General features: G+C 71.0%; 17 protein-coding genes. 10 read left to right on the plus strand and 7 right to left on the minus strand.

The genetic code is table 11. The annotated features are described in order from the left end of the window. Positions 1-89: 89 nt before the first annotated feature. Together pgm and ABZT02_RS17100 are read right to left on the minus strand one after the other, a co-directional pair. Positions 90-1,730 (minus strand): phosphoglucomutase (alpha-D-glucose-1,6-bisphosphate-dependent), encoded by a 1,641-nt coding sequence (gene pgm / locus ABZT02_RS17095; protein ID WP_356018658.1) that lies wholly within the window; start codon positions 1,728-1,730, stop codon positions 90-92. Positions 1,731-2,148: 418 nt separating this feature from the next. Further along, positions 2,149-2,559, minus strand: a complete 411-nt coding sequence (locus ABZT02_RS17100) for an ATP-binding protein (RefSeq protein WP_356018659.1) — start codon at positions 2,557-2,559, stop codon at positions 2,149-2,151. Between the two features lie 240 nt (positions 2,560-2,799). On the opposite strand from ABZT02_RS17100, the gene ABZT02_RS17105 reads away from it, so the two are divergent. Next, the gene (locus ABZT02_RS17105; RefSeq protein WP_356018660.1) at positions 2,800-3,174 is read left to right on the plus strand and encodes an STAS domain-containing protein; all 375 of its coding nucleotides are present in this window, start codon (positions 2,800-2,802) and stop codon (positions 3,172-3,174) included. Positions 3,175-3,346: 172 nt separating this feature from the next. On the opposite strand, the gene ABZT02_RS17110 is transcribed toward ABZT02_RS17105, so the two are convergent. Next, entirely contained in the window at positions 3,347-4,540 is a 1,194-nt protein-coding gene (locus ABZT02_RS17110; RefSeq protein ID WP_356018662.1) for a PP2C family protein-serine/threonine phosphatase, read from the minus strand. A gap of 156 nt (positions 4,541-4,696) precedes the next feature. Here ABZT02_RS17110 and ABZT02_RS17115 point away from each other — a divergent pair, with 156 nt between their 5' ends. Next, positions 4,697-5,458, plus strand: coding sequence for a ZIP family zinc transporter (locus ABZT02_RS17115; RefSeq protein ID WP_356018663.1), 762 nt, complete (start codon positions 4,697-4,699; stop codon positions 5,456-5,458). A gap of 13 nt (positions 5,459-5,471) precedes the next feature. Here ABZT02_RS17115 and ABZT02_RS17120 read toward each other — a convergent pair whose 3' ends face one another. Next, entirely contained in the window at positions 5,472-6,851 is a 1,380-nt protein-coding gene (locus ABZT02_RS17120) for a glycoside hydrolase family 43 protein (RefSeq protein WP_356018664.1), read from the minus strand. A 251-nt stretch (positions 6,852-7,102) separates the two neighbouring features. Between ABZT02_RS17120 and ABZT02_RS17125 the strand changes: the two genes are divergently transcribed. The 3 genes from ABZT02_RS17125 (at position 7,103) to ABZT02_RS17135 (ending at position 10,383) form a co-directional block, all read left to right on the plus strand. Beyond that, positions 7,103-8,527: an amidase gene (locus ABZT02_RS17125; protein WP_356018665.1), complete on the plus strand. Its 1,425-nt coding sequence runs from the start codon at positions 7,103-7,105 to the stop codon at positions 8,525-8,527. A 25-nt stretch (positions 8,528-8,552) separates the two neighbouring features. Beyond that, positions 8,553-8,771: a hypothetical protein gene (locus ABZT02_RS17130; RefSeq protein WP_356018666.1), complete on the plus strand. Its 219-nt coding sequence runs from the start codon at positions 8,553-8,555 to the stop codon at positions 8,769-8,771. Between the two features lie 133 nt (positions 8,772-8,904). After that, the gene (locus tag ABZT02_RS17135; RefSeq protein WP_356018668.1) at positions 8,905-10,383 is read left to right on the plus strand and encodes an SPFH domain-containing protein; all 1,479 of its coding nucleotides are present in this window, start codon (positions 8,905-8,907) and stop codon (positions 10,381-10,383) included. 52 nt (positions 10,384-10,435) lie between these two features. On the opposite strand, the gene ABZT02_RS17140 is transcribed toward ABZT02_RS17135, so the two are convergent. Further along, on the minus strand, positions 10,436-10,852 hold the full coding sequence (locus ABZT02_RS17140; protein ID WP_356018670.1) for a hypothetical protein: 417 nt from the start codon (positions 10,850-10,852) through the stop codon (positions 10,436-10,438). A gap of 50 nt (positions 10,853-10,902) precedes the next feature. Between ABZT02_RS17140 and ABZT02_RS17145 the strand changes: the two genes are divergently transcribed. Next, positions 10,903-11,349: a type II toxin-antitoxin system PemK/MazF family toxin gene (locus tag ABZT02_RS17145; RefSeq protein WP_031058547.1), complete on the plus strand. Its 447-nt coding sequence runs from the start codon at positions 10,903-10,905 to the stop codon at positions 11,347-11,349. A gap of 3 nt (positions 11,350-11,352) precedes the next feature. On the opposite strand, the gene ABZT02_RS17150 is transcribed toward ABZT02_RS17145, so the two are convergent. Continuing rightward, the gene (locus ABZT02_RS17150; protein ID WP_356018671.1) at positions 11,353-12,180 is read right to left on the minus strand and encodes a TIGR02452 family protein; all 828 of its coding nucleotides are present in this window, start codon (positions 12,178-12,180) and stop codon (positions 11,353-11,355) included. A 290-nt stretch (positions 12,181-12,470) separates the two neighbouring features. Here ABZT02_RS17150 and egtA point away from each other — a divergent pair, with 290 nt between their 5' ends. From egtA to egtD, 4 genes are read left to right on the plus strand one after another with little or no spacing between them, the layout of a single operon-like run. Next, entirely contained in the window at positions 12,471-13,760 is a 1,290-nt protein-coding gene (gene egtA / locus ABZT02_RS17155; protein WP_356018673.1) for an ergothioneine biosynthesis glutamate--cysteine ligase EgtA, read from the plus strand. Continuing rightward, entirely contained in the window at positions 13,757-15,112 is a 1,356-nt protein-coding gene (gene egtB / locus ABZT02_RS17160) for an ergothioneine biosynthesis protein EgtB (RefSeq protein ID WP_356018674.1), read from the plus strand. Before egtA ends, egtB begins: the two co-directional genes overlap by 4 nt. After that, positions 15,112-15,891 carry an ergothioneine biosynthesis protein EgtC gene (gene egtC, locus ABZT02_RS17165; protein ID WP_356018675.1) on the plus strand — a complete coding sequence of 260 codons (780 nt, stop codon included), beginning with the start codon at positions 15,112-15,114 and terminating at the stop codon, positions 15,889-15,891. The genes egtB and egtC overlap by 1 nt, the downstream gene beginning before the upstream one ends. After that, positions 15,888-16,850 (plus strand): L-histidine N(alpha)-methyltransferase, encoded by a 963-nt coding sequence (gene egtD, locus ABZT02_RS17170; RefSeq protein ID WP_356018676.1) that lies wholly within the window; start codon positions 15,888-15,890, stop codon positions 16,848-16,850. Before egtC ends, egtD begins: the two co-directional genes overlap by 4 nt. Before the next feature lie 54 nt (positions 16,851-16,904). Here egtD and ABZT02_RS17175 read toward each other — a convergent pair whose 3' ends face one another. Beyond that, the gene (locus tag ABZT02_RS17175; RefSeq protein ID WP_356019001.1) at positions 16,905-18,086 is read right to left on the minus strand and encodes a MalY/PatB family protein; all 1,182 of its coding nucleotides are present in this window, start codon (positions 18,084-18,086) and stop codon (positions 16,905-16,907) included. Between the last annotated feature and the right edge of the window lie 35 nt (positions 18,087-18,121).

Here is an 18,121-nt window from a genome sequence, read left to right on the forward strand (position 1 = left end):
CGAGTTGGACAGGAAGCTGCCTGAACTCTCCCCCGAGTCGCCGTAGTTCGCGATGGCCCGCGGGCCGGGGATCGAACTCGGACTGCGGGTCAGGCGTTCAGTGCCGCCAGCACCACGGCCCTGGCCTCCTCCTGGACCCGGCTCAGATGGTCCTGGCCGAGAAACGACTCCCCGTAGATCTTGTAGACGTCCTCGGTGCCCGAGGGGCGGGCCGCGAACCAGGCGTTGGCGGTGGCCACCTTGATGCCGCCGAGGGCGGCGCCGTTGCCGGGCGCCTCGGTGAGGACCGTGGTGACGGGCTCACCGGCGAGGGTGTCGGCGGTGACCTGGCGCGGGGACAGCTTGGCGAGCAGGGCCTTCTCCTCGCGGGAGGCCGGGGCGTCGACGCGCGCGTAGGCGGGGGCGCCGAAGCGGTCGGTGAGCTCGGCGTAGTGCTGTGAGGGGCTCTTGCCGGTGACCGCCGTGATCTCGGAGGCGAGCAGGGCCAGGATGATGCCGTCCTTGTCGGTGGTCCACACCGAGCCGTCGCGGCGCAGGAAGGACGCGCCGGCCGACTCCTCGCCGCCGAAGCCGATCGTGCCGTCGGACAGACCGTCCACGAACCACTTGAAGCCGACGGGAACCTCGACCAGCGTCCGCCCCAGGTCCGCGGCGACCCGGTCGATCATGCCGGACGACACCAGGGTCTTGCCGATCCCGGCTCCCGCGGGCCACTGCTGGCGGTGCGAGAACAGGTACGAGATGGCCACGGCCAGGTAGTGGTTGGGGTTCATCAGGCCCGCGTCCGGCGTGACGATGCCGTGCCGGTCGGCGTCGGCGTCGTTGCCGGTGGCGATGTCGAACCGGTCGCGCTGCTCGATGAGCGAGGCCATGGCGTACGGCGACGAGCAGTCCATGCGGATCTTGCCGTCCCAGTCGAGCGTCATGAAACGCCAGGTGGGATCGGTGAGCGGATTGACCACCGTCAGGTCGAGCCGGTGTTCTTCGGCGATCCGGCCCCAGTAGGCGACCGAGGCACCGCCCAGCGGGTCGGCGCCGATGCGCACTCCGGCGGACCGGATCGCCTCCAGGTCCAGCACGTTCGGCAGGTCGGCCACGTAGGCGCCGAGGAAGTCGTGGCGGCCGGTGCCGGGGGCGGCGAGAGCGCGGGCGTAGGGAATGCGTCGTACGTCCTTCAGGCCGCCGGTGATGATCTCGTTGGCGCGGTCCTGGATCCAGGAGGTCGCCTCGGAACCGGCGGGGCCGCCGTTCGGCGGGTTGTACTTGAAGCCGCCGTCGGCCGGCGGGTTGTGCGAGGGGGTGACGACGACTCCGTCGGCGAGCGCCGAGGTCCGGTGCCGGTTGTGGGTGAGGATGGCGTGCGAGACGGCGGGGGTGGGCGTGTAGCCGTCGGCCTGGTCGATGAGGACGGTCACGTCGTTGGCCGCGAACACCTCCAGTGCCGTGATCCGAGCGGGCTCGGACAGGGCGTGGGTGTCGGCACCGAGGAAGAGGGGGCCGTCGGTGCCCTGGGCGGCGCGGTACTCGCAGATGGCCTGGCTGGTGGCCGCGATGTGGTCCTCGTTGAAGGCCGCCGCGAGGGCCGAACCGCGGTGTCCCGAGGTGCCGAAGGCCACCCGCTGTCCCGGTTCCGCCGGGTCGGGGTGCAGCGTGTAGTACGCCGTGACCAGACGGGCCACATCGATCAGGTCATCGGGCCCGGCGACCTGCCCCGCTCGCGCGTTCTGCATTTCCCGCTCCTCCGCAAGGGTCGACCGTTGGGTACGGGCCTCATTCTCCCCTGCCGGGGCGGCGCGGACGCGCGTGGGGGCGCGGTTCCGTCCTCGGGGCAATGGCCCGCATGATGCGGAGAAGGACGTCGTCCAGCGCCGTCGCCGCCGCTGTTGTCGCTCGCGCGTTCGCGGTTCTCACGGCGTGTTCCTCCGGCTCTTCGGACGGGTCCCCCGCCGAGGGCAAGGGCCGGCCGATCGCAGGCGGGAAGGTCGACATGGTCGCCCCGCTGAACGGGTCGGGCTACAGCGTCTCGGGCTGTCGCGGTGGCGGCGCCGTGTCCTCGGAGGGCGGAGGCGGTGTCGGGTTCAGCTGCGGTGAGGGGCCTGTCGCGACCTGGTCCAACGGGCGAGGGACTTCGGGGTGCCTGGTGCGGTGCTACGGCGCATCGCGGTCGCCAGGGTCGGCGGCAGCCATGTCGGCCAGGGCGATGCGGGCGGTGATGCGCTTGCCGACCGTCTGTCGCTGGATGTCGAGGTACTGGGTCACGGCCCTGACGATCTCGAGGCCGTGCTGGCCGACGCGGTCCGCACCGGTGGGCTGCGCCGACGGCATGGTGGGATTGCTGTCCGAGACGACGATCTCCACCCTGGAGCCGGTGATGCGCAGCTCCATGAACACCGGTCCGGGGGCGTACTTGAGAGCGTTGGTGACAAGCTCGCTGACGATGAGCTGGGTCGTCCCCACGGTGCGGGGGGAGACAACCAGGCCGTGCTCCTCCCGGAGCCGGGTGAGGAAGCCGGTGGCGTGGTCCCGGGCCCGGGCGATGCATCCGTCGTCTCCGGTCAAGGCGAAGTTGACGTGTATCGGGTGGGCACCGCTCCCGGTACAGTCCCCGTCCTCGGATTGCGAGCCCACCAGCATCACCCGTTTCCTCCCGTTCTCCCCGCCCGGGTGCCCACCAGGTCGCATCCGCATGCACGCTACAGGCGATGTCCGGGATGTGCGGCCCGGTGCCACCGGCCTCGGTGGTGCGGCACAATCGTCCCCGGACGCTGCCTCGGGCAGCCTGGTCTCAGGTGAGGAACGGTGACCGACATATCGCCAACAGGCCGACCGGAGCGGTTGCACATCGCGCACTCCACTGTCGACGGCATTCGCGTGGTGACCCTGCGCGGAGAAATCGACCACGACGTCAAGGAGGCGCTGACGGCGGCGCTGCTGCCCGAGGGCGGCGCCGACGACGGTCTGGCACCTCGTGTCGTGGCGGACCTCAGCGGCGTGACCTTCCTGGACTCCACCGGCATCAATGTCTTCGTCCATGTCCACCACCAGGTCAGCGCGGCCCGGGGGTGGCTGCGCCTGGCCGCCGCCCGCGAGTCGGTGACACGGGTGGTCCAGCTCGTCGGCCTGGACACCGTCATCGCCTGCCATCCCACGCTCGAGCAGGCCCTGAAGCCCTGACCTACGCCACGGTCGCGAAGGTTCTTCGCCGACCGAGGTCGGCGAAGAACCACCGAGAGGCTGTATCCCCAACCTCTCCTGAGCCGAGTCGCCCTCATCCCGCTGTTCACACTCACCCCGACCGAACTGCGACCCGAGTTCACGACCGACGCGACGACCGGACCGTTGCCGATCAGTGCTGCGGGTCCGGTCTCGTTCCGTCCGGTCTAGGGCGATCGCCGTACCAGTCGAGCATCATGACCGTGGCGTCGTCCCGGAGGCTGCCGTGGCAGGCCTCGAGCACCGCGGCGGTCAGGGCGCGGACGGACTCTCGCGGGTGCAGGTCGGCGGTGTCGCGGATGACCGAGGCCAGATCGGCCGCCGCGGCACCGCGTTCCAGCATGCCGTCGGTGAGCAGGATCAGGCGGTCTCCGGGGCGCAGTTGCAGTGTCTGGAGCTGGTAGGAGGCGGGTGCCGCCACACCGAACGGCAGGTTGACGGCGAGCTTGATCTCTTCGACGATGCCGTCACGCAGCCGCAGCGGCCAGGGGTGGCCGGCGTTGACCAGTTCGCACAGTCCCGATTCCAGGTCGATGCACAGCAACTGCCCGGTGGCCAGCCCGCGGCTGTGGTGCAGCAGGGCCTGGTGGGCGTGGTCGGCCTGCTTGAGGGCGTCGCAGCCGCTGCGGCGCGCCCGCCGCAGCGCGCCGACCAGCAGGGTGGCCAGCAGAGCGGAGTTCGTGTCGTGCCCCATCGCGTCGGTGACGGACAGATGCAGGGTGTCGCGGTCGAGGGTGTAGTCGTAGGTGTCGCCACCGATGTCGTCGGCCGGCACCAGGCCGGCGGCGAGGGTGAACTGGGCCGCCTCGCAGCAGGGGGCCGAGGGGAGCAGCTGGTGCTGGATCTCCGCGGCCAGGCTGGTCTCGGTGGTGCGCCGGCTCAGGTGGTACAGGTCGGTGAAGCGGCCGTCCGTGACGATGATGTAGGCCAGTGCGTGTGCAGCGTCGCCGACCTGCCGCAGCACGGTGTCGTCGGCGGCCTGCAGGCTCACCTCCAGGACGCCGATGCAGTCGCCGCGGTTGGTGACCGGCGTGATGACGCGCTGTCCGCCCTGGCCGTCCGGTTCCACATGCTGGCGCTGGCTGCGCAGCACGGTGTCGTAGACACTGTCCTGCAGGTCGACCGGCTCCGCGTCGTCCGTGACGTCGGCGCCGGCCGCGGCGAGGCGTACCAGCCGCTGACCGATGAGGTCGACGAAGAGGAACGACACCTGCTCGGCGCCCAGCCGCTTCTGCAGATCGCGTGCCACCACGTCCACGGACTCGCTGGGCGGGGCCGCTTCCGCAGCGGCCAGCAGCTCGCCCAGTTCCAGATCTCCACCCTCCACAACAACCTCCCATCGGCTGCCGCACCTTCTTCCCCGCATCTTCGCCCACTCACCTGACCCGGCCGTGTTGCCTGGTCAGAGGCATGCTCACCGCTCAAGACCCCGTAGGTCAGCGGCACCTGTTGATCCACATCCAGAGCGGGTACACGCCTCGGCATGGCTGAATGGGTACAGGCTGGACTGTGGGGGCTGGTGGCGGGCTCGGCACTGCTGCTCGGCGCCGCGCTGGGGTACGGGCTGCGGGTTCCGCAGAAGATGATCGCGACCGTGATGGCCTTCGGCGCCGGAGTGCTGTTGTCAGCGGTCTCCTTCGAACTGGTCGGGGAGGCGTACGACCAGGCAGGACTCACTCCCGCGGCCGTCGGCACCCTCATCGGCGCCCTGGCGTACACCGCGGGCAACGTGTGGCTGGCCCGGCGTGGTGCCCGGCACCGCAAGCGCTCCGGTCACCAGCAGTCCGCGGCGCAGCCCTCGGAGGCCCAGCAGGGCGGTTCCGGGATGGCGCTGGCGCTCGGCGCGCTGCTCGACGGGGTGCCGGAGTCCGCGGTGATCGGTGTCAGTCTCCTCGACGGCGGTGCGGTCAGCCTGGTGACCGTGGCAGCGGTCTTCATCAGCAACGTGCCCGAGGGGCTGTCCAGTTCGGCGGGGATGAAGAAGGCCGGCCGCACCAAGGGCTACGTCTTCGGCGTCTGGGCCGCGATCGCCGCCGCGAGCACCGTGTCGGCCGTCCTCGGCTACACGGTGGTCGGCTCCTTCTCCCCCGCCCTGATCGCCGTGGTGACCGCTGTGGCGGCCGGCGCGATCCTCGCCATGATCGCCGACACGATGATCCCCGAGGCGTTCGAGAACGCCCACCTGGCCATCGGGCTGATCACCGTGTGCGGCTTCCTGGTCTCCTTCGCCCTCTCTCACGCCTGACCAGGTTCCCGGCTCACCCCCAGGCGGCCACCGGCACGAACGAACTGTCCTGCCGGAACAGATCCGTCCCCGCTGTCCGGTCCACCCGGAGCTGGTAGTTGTAGTGGCGCAGGTAGTACCCGGGATAGTTGTACGACTCCCAGCGGATCGCGCCCGAGGACGAACCCGTACGGGCGATGAACGTGGCGTCCTTGGCGAAGGTGGATGTGCCGTCGTTGGCGTCGAAGCGGCCGCGGAAGTCCCAGTGGCGCAGGTAGTTGCCGGAGGAGTCGCGGAAGGAGTAGCCGTTCGAGTCGGCGAGGCCCGCGACGACCGTGAAGGTGGCCGCCGACTTCTCGGCAGCCGTGCTGGAGCCGGTCACCACCGGGAGGTTGAGCAGCGAGGACTGGGTCTGCCAGTACCGCGTGGAGTAGTTGGCCGACTGGAAGGACCGCGTGACGTTCTTGGCGAGCGAGGGGCCGCCGGACACCGTCTCCTTGATGACCGTGAAGTGGCGGGCGGTGCCGGAGACCACCGGCAGGGCGGTCGGGGCCGACCATGTGGCGAACGAGTCGTAGCTGTCGCTGTAGTAGTAGTTCCCGTCGCCATAGCCGTCGAAGAAGATCCGCCAGCCGCCGTTGTCGAGCTGGATCACGGACGGGCCCTCGCGGTAGCTGCCCCAGCCCGCCCAGTCGCCGGTCCTGGAGATCGTGTAGGGGCCCGTCAGGGACGAGGCCGTCGCGTACTCGATGTACTTCGTCGTCTCGTTCTTCGTGAAGGCGTGGTACGTCGAGCCGGTCTTCACGATGTACGTGTCGATGTGGTTGGAGCCGATCCCGGACAGTGCCACCGGTGAACTCCATGCCGTCAGCGCCGAGTTGGCCGCCTTCAGCCGGTACGGCGTGAAGATCCACTCGTTGCTGGTGACCGAGCAGGACACGATGACGTTCACACTGCCGTCGCTGTCGACGAACCACTCCGGCGCCCACGCGCGGGACAGGTTGGCGATCGGGACCGTGTAGTCGTACAGGAACGTCCAGTTGGCCCGGTCGGAGCTCCGCGCGAAGCCGATCTTGGTGCTGACGTCCTGCCAGGTGTGGGTCGTGTAGGTGAGGTAGTAGTAGCCGTCGGTGTGCTTGAAGACGCTCGCGTCGCGGATTCTGTTGCTGGGCGGTGTGTAGGCGGAGGACTTGAGCAGCCGGAAGTCCGTGGCGTCGTCCGACTGGTAGACGTTCACGGTGCCGTCGTTGCTGTTGAGGAACGGCACGATCGTGTAGCGGGTGGCCGAGCCGCTGGGCGGGGCTGCGGCGAAGGCCGCGCCGGGCAGTTCGCCCAGCAGGACGGCTGAGGCGGGCAGGGCCGCCATCGCGCGCAGCAGGGTGCGGCGGGACGGCGTGGGGGGTCGTGTGGTCACGGCGGCTCTCCCTCGAACAGGAACAAGAAGCGACTCTGACGTCCGAACGTCCGGTATCCCGAACGAAGTTCGGAAAGTCGATCAGAAGGTAGAGCTGAGGCATACACGAGTCAATGCTTTACGCAGGAACGGACGGGCCCTTCGAGGCTGCTGTGGCGGCCGAGGAAACGCCGCTCCCGCCAGGGACGTTCCGGCGAAGCGCTTTCCGACGTTACCGTTCGGTAGGCAATGTCGTCCCGGAGGTGCCCCGTATGACGCACGACCGTTCCGCAGGTCTGACGGAGACCACCCACGCCCTCGCCGACGGCACGATCACCTCTCGAGCCCTCGTCGAGCAGACCCTTGCGCGGATCGAGGCGTCCCAGGGCTCCCTCAACGCCTTCCGGGTCGTACGGGCGGAAGCCGCGCTCGCCGAGGCCGAGGCGGCGGACAGGGAACTGGCCGCCGGAGTACGCAAACCGCTCCTCGGAGTGCCCGTCGCCGTCAAGGACGACATGGACGTGGCCGGTGAGCCCACCGCGTTCGGCTGTCAGGGGGAGTTCCCGGCGGTCGCCAGGGACGGCGAGGCGGTGCGGCGGCTGCGCGCGGCCGGCGCCGTGATCGTCGGCAAGACCAACACCTGCGAGTTCGGACAGTGGCCGTTCACCGAGGGCCCCGCCTTCGGCGCGACCCGCAATCCATGGAGCCCGGAGCACACGCCGGGCGGCTCGTCCGGCGGGTCCGCCGCGGCCGTCGCCGCCGGTCTCGTGCCCGCGGCCCTCGGCTCGGACGGGGCCGGTTCGGTACGGATCCCCGCCTCCTGGACCCATCTCGTCGGCATCAAGCCGCAGCGCGGCCGCATCTCCACCTGGCCGCGCGGCGAGTCCTTCCAGGGCATCACCGTCAACGGCACGCTCGCCCGCACGGTCTCCGACGCGGCCCTTCTCCTCGACGCGGCGAGCGGCAACCACGTCCTCGATCCGCACCGCCCACCCGCCGTCGACGCCCTGGCGGCGGTCGGCCGCGACCCGGGCCGGCTGCGCATCGCGCTCGCCCTGAAACCGCCGTTCACCGCGCTACCCGCCCGGCTCCAGCCGGAGGTGCGGACACGGATCGTCGAACTCGCCGGGAAACTCGGCGACTTGGGGCACACGGTCGAGGAGGCGGATCCGCCGTACGGGCAGATCGGACTCACCTTCGTCCCGCGCGCCACGGCCGGTATCGCCGAGCGGGTCCGCGAGACGCCCTTCCCCGCGCTCCTCGACCGCCGCACCCGGGACGCGGCCCGGCTCGGCGGGCTGCTCGGCGGGATTCCGCTGCGGGTGGCGCGGCGCGCGGAGGCGGTCCTGCACCGCCGTATCGGCGGGTTCTTCACGTCGTACGACGTCGTCCTCGCCCCGACCACCGCCGCTCCCCCGCCGCGCATCGGGGCGATGCTGGAGCTGGGCGGGCTGGCCACGGACCGCGCGATGATCGCGGCCTGTCCCTACGCCTGGCCCTGGAACGTGCTGGGGTGGCCCGGGGTCAATGTGCCCGCCGGGTTCGTCGGCGGGGGGCTGCCGGTCGGGGCACAGTTGCTCGGCCCGGCGAACAGCGAGCCGCTGCTGCTGTCGCTCGCGGCGCAGTTGGAGGCGGAGCTGCGCTGGCACGAGCTCTGGCCGGAGCCTCATGTCAGCGCGGATTCACCGGCCGCGTGAGTGTCCCGGCCCGTACCCTGTGACCATGGACGATGCGTCGATGGTCGGGCTCATGGGGCGGGTCACGGGGACGATCGGGCCGGGGCTCGTCGGTGAGGTGATCGTCCGGGTGCGGGGCGGCGCCGAGCACTTCCTCGCCTACCCCGCCACCGGTACGGACCGGATCGACCGGGGCACGGTGGTGATGGTGGTGGAGTACCTGCCGCCGAGGACGGTCTACGTACAGGCGGCGTACGACAGTTGAGCCTGCCGACGCGCAGGTGAGAGGCGTTTGTATCAAGGTTTCGACAAGGATTCGTCAGCGTCTTCACCCCGGCCTCCAACAGGCGCACACTCCCTTCGTTCGGTGCCGAAAGGGCACCATCCAAAGGGGGCGTATGCCGATGATCGTCGGCGTCGTTGCGGGGGTGGCCGTAGCTGCCATCGCCGTTGTGATCGGTCTGTTCAAACTGATGTGGCGTGTCGCGGAACCCAACGAGGCACTGATCATCTCGGGCTCCAACCACAAGACCGAGGGGCTCGAAGCGGGCATGGGATTCCGCATCGTCACCGGGCGCGGCACTCTGGTGCTGCCCGGTGTGCAGGCGGTGCGCAAGCTCTCGCTCGACCTGAACGAGACCGAGTTGCATGTGGACTGCGTGACCCACCAGGGCATTCCGCTCAAGGTGCGGGGCGTGGTCATCTTCAAGGTCGGCGACGACTTCGTGTCGATCGCCAACGCGGGGCGTCGTTTCCTCGACCAGCAGAAGCTGATGTCGGAGCGGGTGCACAACGTGTTCGCCGGTCATCTCAGGTCCATCGTCGGCGGGTTGACCGTCGAGGACATGATCCGCGACCGGGAGAAGCTCACCGGGCAGACCCGGGCCGCCTGCGGCACGGAGATGGAGAAGCTGGGGCTCATCGTCGACTCCCTGCAGATCCACGAGATCGAGGACCCGACCGGGTACATCCAGAACCTGGCGATGCCGCACGCGGCGGCCGTCCAGCGGGACGCCCGCATCGCGCAGGCGGAGGCGAACCGGCTCGCCACCGAGGCCGAGCAGCAGTCGTTCGCACGGATGGCGCAGGCCACCCGGGACAGCGAGATCCTCCAGGCCGGCTACCAGGCCGAGCGGGACAAGGCGGGCGCCAAGGCGCGCCAGGCCGGTCCCCTCGCCGACGCCGCCGCCCGGCAGGAGGTCGTCGTCCAGGAGACCAGGGTCGCCGAACTCGAGGCGCACCGCCGCGAACAGCAGCTCCAGGCCGACGTCCGCAAGCCGGCGGACGCCAAGGCCTACGAGAAGCGCACGCTCGCCGAGGCCGAGCGGGACGCGCGGATCTCCGGGGCCGAGGCCAAGGCGAAGGAGACCGAGCTCGCCGCGGCGGCCGAGGCCACCAGGGTCAAGGCGGCCGCGAGTGCCGAGGCCGAGGCGACCAAGGCCCGCGGTACGGCCATGGCGGCGTCGACCCGGGCCACCGGTGAGGCGGAGGCCGCGGCGGCTCAGGCCAGGGGTCTCGCGGAGGCCGCGGCGGCCAAGGCGAAGGGTCTCGCGGAGGCGGAGGCCATCAAGGCCCGTGCCGCCGCTCTCGCCGAGAACCAGGAGGCGGTCGTCGCCCAGCAACTCGCCGAGAACTGGCCGGAGATCGTCAAGGCCGGCGCGTCCGCGTTCGGCAACGTCGACAACATGGTGGTGCTCAACGGCGCCGACGGCATGGCGGACATGCTCGCCAAGGCGCTGACCATGGGCGGCACCGGGCTGGGTCTGGCACGTCAGCTGCTCGCGTCGATGAACCAGAACGGGCAGACTCCGAACGGGACGTCCCTCAACGGGGTCGCGACACCGCCGCACACCCAGAAGGTGCCGGTTCAGGAGTAAAAAGGCAGGCGGTCCGGGACCTTTGGAGCAAAGGGTCCCGGACCGCCCACGTTCACCGCGCGAGCAGCGTGACACCCAGGGCGATCAGGACGAGGACCTTCGCGCCCTCGAAGACGATGTAGACGAGGTGACCGCGCGAGCGGGGCAGGTCCTCGCCGGCCAGGACACGGTCGGAGCGGCGGTTCAACCGGGGTCGGACCACGGCGAGTTGACCGACGAGAAACACCATCGGAGCCACGGTCCACGCGATGACCCGCGCCTGTGCGTCGCCGACGGCGACCAGCACGACCACCGAGGCCGCCAGGACGCTCTCCACCAGATTCAGGGCCCGGAAGACCAGGCGGCCGATCCCCAGGCCGACTTGAATCGTCACTCCCGGCGCACGGAACTTCAGCGGCGCCTCCAGGAAGGAGATCGCCAGCACCATACCGAGCCACACGAAAGTGACCGCGCCCGCTGCTTCGTTCATCCGACCGACCGTACTGCTCCCCGGTTCGGCGGACACCATAAGGTGCCCCCGTGACTGCGTTTACCGATGAGAACGTCCCCGGCCGCTTCGGCGCCACCGCCACCACCGAGGCCGATCCCCGCGAGGTCGGCCGGGTGCGCACCGAGTACTCCCCCGCGCACGACGGCGACCCCGATCCCGGGGAGATCGTGTGGACCTGGGTGCCCTTCGAGGAGAACGACGGACGCGGCAAGGACCGTCCCGTGCTCGTGGTCGCCCGGGAGGCGGCCGGCAGCTTCCTCGCCGTGCAACTGTCGAGCAAGCGGCACGACGGTGACCGGGAGTGGGTGCCGATCGGCAGCGGTCCCTGGGATCGCACCGGCCGGGACTCCTGGGTGGACGTCGACCGCGTCCTGCGCCTCCACGAGGAGGGCATGCGCCGGGAGGCGTGCGCGCTGGACCGAGGGCGGTTCAACCTGGTCAGGCAGCGGCTGCACGAGCGGTACGGCTGGACCTGACAGCTAGCCCGTCCGCAGCAGTCGCTGCGGAAACGCCCGTACGAACGCCTCTCGGACCACCGCGCCCCGCGTCCGGTCCAGCACCCCGAACACCACCTGCTCGAAGGCGCCGGCGAACCGTCCGCCAGGCTCCAGCAGTGCCCGGAACGCCCCCGCCACCTGCGCGGGGTCGTTCTGGAAGACCCCGCAGCCCCAGGCGCCCAGCACGAGCCGTCGGTAGCCCTCCGCAACGGCCACCGACAGGACCCGCTCGGCGCGCGCCGCGAGGGCCCTCGGCAGCTCGGCGGCCCGCTCGGGTGCCGTGCGCCGCACCACCCCGGCGTTCGGGGCGGCCGCCGTCAGGAAACCCACGAGGTGCGGTGCGTCGAGCAGACGGCCGTGATCGTCACGGAACACCGGCACGGCCGGTGAGTGGATGACCCGGTCCGTGTAGAACGGATCGCGGTGGGCCCGGTGGTGGTCGTAGAACTCGCGGGCCCGCAGCTGGCAGGTGTACAGCGCGGAAGCCCGGCACAGGGCCTCCTCCTGGGCCTGGGCGCCGTTCAGATACCCGCCGCCCGGGTTGCGGGCCGAGGCGAAGTTCAGCACGGCCGTCCGGCCGCCGAGCCGACGGGCCGCTTCCAGGCTGCTCTCCCCCGTGACCTCGAAGAACGTGTCCACCGCGGCGAAGGCCGGCACCTCCACGGGTCCCAGTCCGTACATCCGCGTTCCCGCTCGCGCCGCCTCGACCTCGTCGGCCACGACGACCTCGCGCCCGTCCGGCGCGCGATAGTGCCCCGCCGCGACGATCTGTTCCGTCTCCTGCGCGATCCCGCGCAGACGCGCGCTCATGGCGCCACCCCCGTGAGCGCCATGACCGCACGCCGCGCGGCCTCCCCCGTCGTACCCATGCAGGAATCGTGGGCGATGCGCGTCACGAGGTGCAACAGATTTTCCGGCGCGTGGCACAGCCGGAAAACGCCTCGGAAACCCCGGGAAAACGGAGATCCACGACCCTCGATGGGCGGATGTGCCCCCTTGTGCGGAACGAGATGAGGGTCTTGGGTGGGACGAGCGTTGCCGGTCCGACCCACCCTGATCACCGGACCGGTGGCATGGTGGAATCTCAGGAGGATCCCGACATGTCCGATTCACGAGGCGACTGTACGAAGCCACGTACGTCGCTCCCCGAAGCAGAGCTCGAGGCCCTGGTCCGCGGCATCTGCTTCAAGACCGGCCCGCCCCGCCGCATCGGGGTGGAAGTGGAATGGCTCGTCCACGAGCTGCGCAGCCCGCGGCTCCCCGTCACACCCGAACGACTCGCGGCGGCCTACGCCGCACTGCGGACCGTGCCCCTGAAGTCGGCACTCACCGTCGAACCCGGCGGTCAGCTGGAGCTGAGCTCGCAGCCCGCCGACTCCCTGATGGAGTGCATCGGTACCGTCTCCGCCGACCTCACCGCCGTCCGGGCGGCCCTCGCCGAGCACGGACTCGGCCTCGTCGGCATCGGCCACGACCCCTGGCACCCGCCCCGCAGGTATCTGCACGAACCGCGCTACGACGCCCTGGAGACCTGCCTCGACCGGACCGGCCCGGCGGGCCGCGCGATGATGTGCACCTCGGCCTCCGTGCAGGTGTGCGTGGACGCCGGTCACGAGGAACCCGGCCCCCTCGGTCTGGGACGCCGCTGGTGGCTCGCACACCAGCTGGGCCCGGTCCTGGTGGCCGCCTTCGCCAACTCCCCCCTCGCCGGGTCCGAACCCACCGGCTGGCTCTCCACCCGCCAGCTGCTGTGGACGGAGATCGGCAAGGGCCGGGCCGGCGGCCCGGCCCTGGACGCCGACCCCCGTACCGCCTGGGCCCGGCACGTCCTGGACGCGCCCGTGATGTGCATACGGCGGGGCAGCGGCCCCTGGGACGTCCCGGAGGGGCTCACCTTCCGGGAGTGGGCCAGGTCGGGTGTGCCCCGGCAGCCGACGCGGGAGGATCTCGACTACCACGTCTCGACCCTGTTCCCGCCGGTCCGGCCGCGCGGCCATCTCGAACTGCGCATGATCGACGCCCAGCCCGGCGAGGACGGCTGGATCGTCCCGCTCGCGGTGACGGCGGCACTCTTCGACGACCCGGAGACCGCCGAGACCGCCTACCGGGTGGTGAAGCCACTGGCCGAGCGCACCCTGTCGCTGCCCGCGCCGCACAATCCGCTGTGGATCGACGCGGCCCGCCACGGCCTGACCGACCCCGAGCTGCACGAGGCGGCGATCGCGTGCTTCGGGGCCGCGCTGGAGGCGTTGCCGCGACTGGGCGCCACGCCCGAGGTCACGGACGCCGTCGAAACGTATCTGCACCGCTATGTGATCCGGGGCCGCTGCCCCGCGGACGATCTGCTGGACCGGACGCACGGTTCGCTCGGGAAGGAAATCCGCACATGACCCACCCGTCCGCCGCTTCCTCCGTCACCCCTTCGGCCGATCCTTCCGGCGATCCCGAGGCCTTCCGCGAGCGGGCCGTGACCACCCTGGTCACCGCCCGGGACCGTACGACGCTCCTCACCAGCTGTGTCGAGGACCCCGACCTGACCGCCCAGCACTCGCCGCTCATGTCGCCGCTCGTGTGGGATCTCGCCCACATCGGCAACCAGGAGGAGCAGTGGCTGCTGCGGACCGTCGGCCGGCAGGAGGCGATACGGCCCGAGATCGACGGCATCTACGACGCCTTCGAGCACCCGCGCTCCGAGCGCCCCACGCTGCCCCTGCTCTCGCCCGCCGAGTCCCGGCGCTACGCGGCCGAGGTACGTGGGCGGGTGCTGGACATCCTGGAGGGCACCGCATTGCACGGAACGCGGCTCACCGAGGCCGGGTTCGTCTTCGGGATGATCGCGCAGCACGAACAGCAGCACGACGAGACGATGCTGATCACCCATCAGCTCCGCAAGGGCCCCCAGGCCCTGACCGCCTCGGACCCGGAGCCCGCCCCGCTGTTCACCGGCCCGGCCGAAGTCCTCGTGCCCGGCGGCCCCTTCACCATGGGCACCTCCGACGAGCCATGGGCACTGGACAACGAACGCCCGGCGCACCGGCGGGAGGTGGACTCCTTCTACATCGACACGACTCCGGTGACGAACGCCGAGTACCAGGCCTTCATCGAGGACGGCGGCTACGACGACGAGCGCTGGTGGGCCCCGGCCGGGTGGGCGCACATCCGCGGGCACTCCATCCACGCCCCGCTGTTCTGGAGCCGTGACGGCAAGCAGTGGCTGAGGCGCCGCTTCGGCGTCACCGAGGTCGTGCCGCCCGACGAGCCGGTGGTCCACGTGTCCTGGTACGAGGCCGACGCCTACGCCCGCTGGGCCGGCCGGCGGCTGCCGACCGAGGCGGAGTGGGAGAAGGCGGCCCGTCACGACCCGGCCGGTGACCGCTCGACGCGCTACCCGTGGGGCGACGCCGACCCGGCACCGGAACACGCCAACCTGGGCCAACGGCACCTGCGCCCCGCCCCCGCCGGAAGCTACCCGGAGGGCGAATCCCCGCTCGGGGTACGACAGTTGATCGGCGATGTGTGGGAGTGGACGGCGAGCGACTTCGAGCCCTACCCGGGGTTCCAGGCGTTCCCGTACAAGGAGTACTCGGAGGTGTTCTTCGGCCCCGACCACAAGGTGCTGCGCGGCGGTTCGTTCGCCGTCGACGCGGTGGCCTGCCGGGGCACGTTCCGCAACTGGGACTATCCGATCCGGCGGCAGATCTTCTCCGGCTTCCGCACGGCCCGTTCCGCGGGGGTCCTCTGATGTGCCGTCATCTCGCCTGTCTGGGGCCCGAGGAGCCGCTCGGCCGGCTTCTCGTGGAGCCCCCGCACAGCCTCTACCGCCAGTCGTGGGCACCACGTCGGCAGCGGTACGGCACCGTCAACGCCGATGGTTTCGGGGTCGGTTGGTACGCCGAGGGCGACCCGGCCCCGGCACGGTACCGACGGGCCGGCCCCATCTGGGCGGACCTGTCCTTCGCGGACCTGGCACGGGTCGTGAAGAGCACGGCGGTCCTGGCCGCCGTACGGGACGCGACCCTGGCCGGAGCCGACGCCGAGGCCGCCGCGGCACCCTACGCCTCCGGGCCCTGGCTGTTCAGCCACAACGGCGCCGTGAAGGGCTGGCCGGGCTCACTGGCCCCCCTGACCGCCGCCCTGTCCCCGGCGGACCTGCTGTCGATGGAGGCCCGCAACGACTCGGCGTTCGTCTGGGCGCTGGTCCTGAACCGGCTGCGGACCGGCGACGCGGCCGGCCAGGCGCTCGCGGACACGGTCCTGGAGGTCGCCGAGGCGGCCCCCGGCTCCCGGCTCAACCTCCTGCTGACCGACGGCGAGTCCATCGCCGCGACCGCCTGGGGCGACACCCTCTGGTACCTCCGGCGCCCAGACCTGGGCACGGTCGTGGCCTCCGAGCCGTACGACGACGATCCGCACTGGCAAGAGGTCCCCGACCGCACGCTGCTCGTAGCGAGCCGCACCGACGTCCTGCTCACGCCGCTCAAGGAACCGTCCCTGGAACCACTCGAGGAGTCCCGCACGTGAGTCCGTTCCTGCTGACCCGCACCCTGCCCGAGGACGCCACCGAGGCCGCGCTGCGCGCCGACGTCCTCAAGGGCCTGACGCACACGCCCAAGACACTGCCGCCGAAGTGGTTCTACGACGCCCACGGCAGCGAACTCTTCGATCAGATCACCGAGTTGCCCGAGTACTACCCGACCCGCGCCGAACGGGAGATCCTCGTCGCGCGCTCCGGCGAGATCGCCGCGGCGACCGGCGCCCGCACCCTGGTCGAGCTGGGCTCCGGCTCCTCGGAGAAGACCCGGTATCTGCTCGACGCGCTGCCCGGGCTGCACACGTACGTGCCGGTCGACGTCAGCGAGAGTGCCCTCACTCAGGCCGGTCACGCGCTCATCGCGCAGCGGCCGGAGCTGAGCGTGCACGCGCTGATCGCCGACTTCACGGGCGGTCTGTCCCTGCCGGGGACGCCGGGCCCGCGCCTGGTGGCCTTCCTCGGCGGCACGATCGGCAACCTGCTGCCCGCCGAACGCGCCATGTTCCTCTCCTCCGTGCGCTCCCTGCTCTCCCCCGGTGACGCGCTGCTCCTCGGTACGGACCTGGTCAAGGACGAGAACGTGCTGGTCAGGGCGTACGACGACGCGGCCGGGGTGACAGCCGCGTTCAACAAGAACGTCCTGACCGTCGTCAACCGCGAGCTCGGTGCCGACTTCGATCCCGGTGCCTTCGACCACGTGGCCCTGTGGGACGCCGAGAACGAGTGGATCGAGATGCGGCTGCGTTCCCGTACGGACCAGACCGTGAAGGTCCCGGCGCTGGACCTGGCCGTCGACTTCGCGGCGGACGAGGAGCTCCACACCGAGATCTCGGCGAAGTTCCGCAAGGAGGGCGTCCGTGGCGAACTGTCCGCCGCAGGACTGGAGTTGGCGCACTGGTGGACGGACAGCGAGGGCCGGTTCGCGCTGTCGCTGAGCGTGGTGAAGTAGCGGGACGCTGCACGGGGGGCCGGTTCGCCCCGGCCCCCCGTCAGTGCCGGTCCGTCAGCGTCGGTCCAGGGCCGCGGCCATCCGCCGTACCGCCTCCGTGATCAGCTCGGGCGAAGTCGCGAGGTTCAGCCGGACGAAGCCGGCGCCTCCCGTACCGAAGGGAAGACCGGAGTTCAGGGCGACCCGGCCGCGCTCCAGGAAGACGGCCGCCGGATCGTCGCCCAGTTCCAGCGCGCGGCAGTCCAGCCAGGCCAGGAAGGTGGCCTCGGCCGGTTCGTAGCGCACGGCGGGCAGCGACTCGGTGAGCAGTGCGGCCAGCAGCCGGCGGTTGTCGTCGAGGCCGGTGAGCAGGGCGTCGAGCCAGGCGCCGCCGTCCCTCAGCGCGGCGGTGTGGGCGAGGACGCCGACATGGCTGGGACCGTGGCCGACCTCTTCGGGAAGGCGCGCGAGGTCGTCGGCCGCGTCGGGCCCGGCGATCGCCACGGCGGCCTTGATCCCGGCCAGGTTCCACGCCTTGGACGCCGACATCAGCGACAGCCCGCTCCCCGCGCCGGGAACGCTCAGGTAGGGGACGAACGTGGCGCCCGCCGCGATGACCGGGGCGTGGATCTCGTCGGCCACGACCCGCACCCCGTACGTCCGCGCCAGCGCCGCCACCTCCGCCAGCTCCTCTGCGGTGTGCACGGTCCCGGTCGGGTTGTGCGGGCTGCACAGCAGATACGCGGGCCGGGCCGCGCCCTTGCGGACCCGCGCGAAGGCGTCCTCCAGGACCTCGAAGTCGATCCGGCCGTCCGCACCGAGCGGAGCCTCGACGACCTTGCGGTCCATGTTCCCGACGAACTGGTAAAAGGGCGGGTACACGGGCGAGTTGACGACCACCGGATCACCGGGTCCGGTGGCCAGCTTGAGCATCTCGACAATGCCCAGCATCACGTCCGGGACGATCGCCGTACGCTCCACCGCGAGCCCGTCCCAGCTCCACCGCGCACTCGCGAACGAGGCCAGCGCCTCGGCGTAGGCCGTCCCGACCGGGTACCCGGTGTCTCCCAGCGCCACCGCGTCCCGGACGGCCCGCGCGACCGGTTCGGCCAGGGGGACGTCCATCTCGGCGACCCACAGCGGCAGGACGTCCTCCGGGTACGTCCGCCACTTCATGCTCGTACGACGCCGGAGCTGCTCCAAGGTGAGCCTGCGCAGCGGATTGTCGGTGGTGGGGGCAGGAATGTCTCGCGGCATACCGTCCATGGGCTCAAGATAGGCGGGGTTCGCCC

This window comes from Streptomyces sp. NPDC005402, from assembly GCF_040606575.1.
GTDB lineage: Bacteria > Actinomycetota > Actinomycetes > Streptomycetales > Streptomycetaceae > Streptomyces.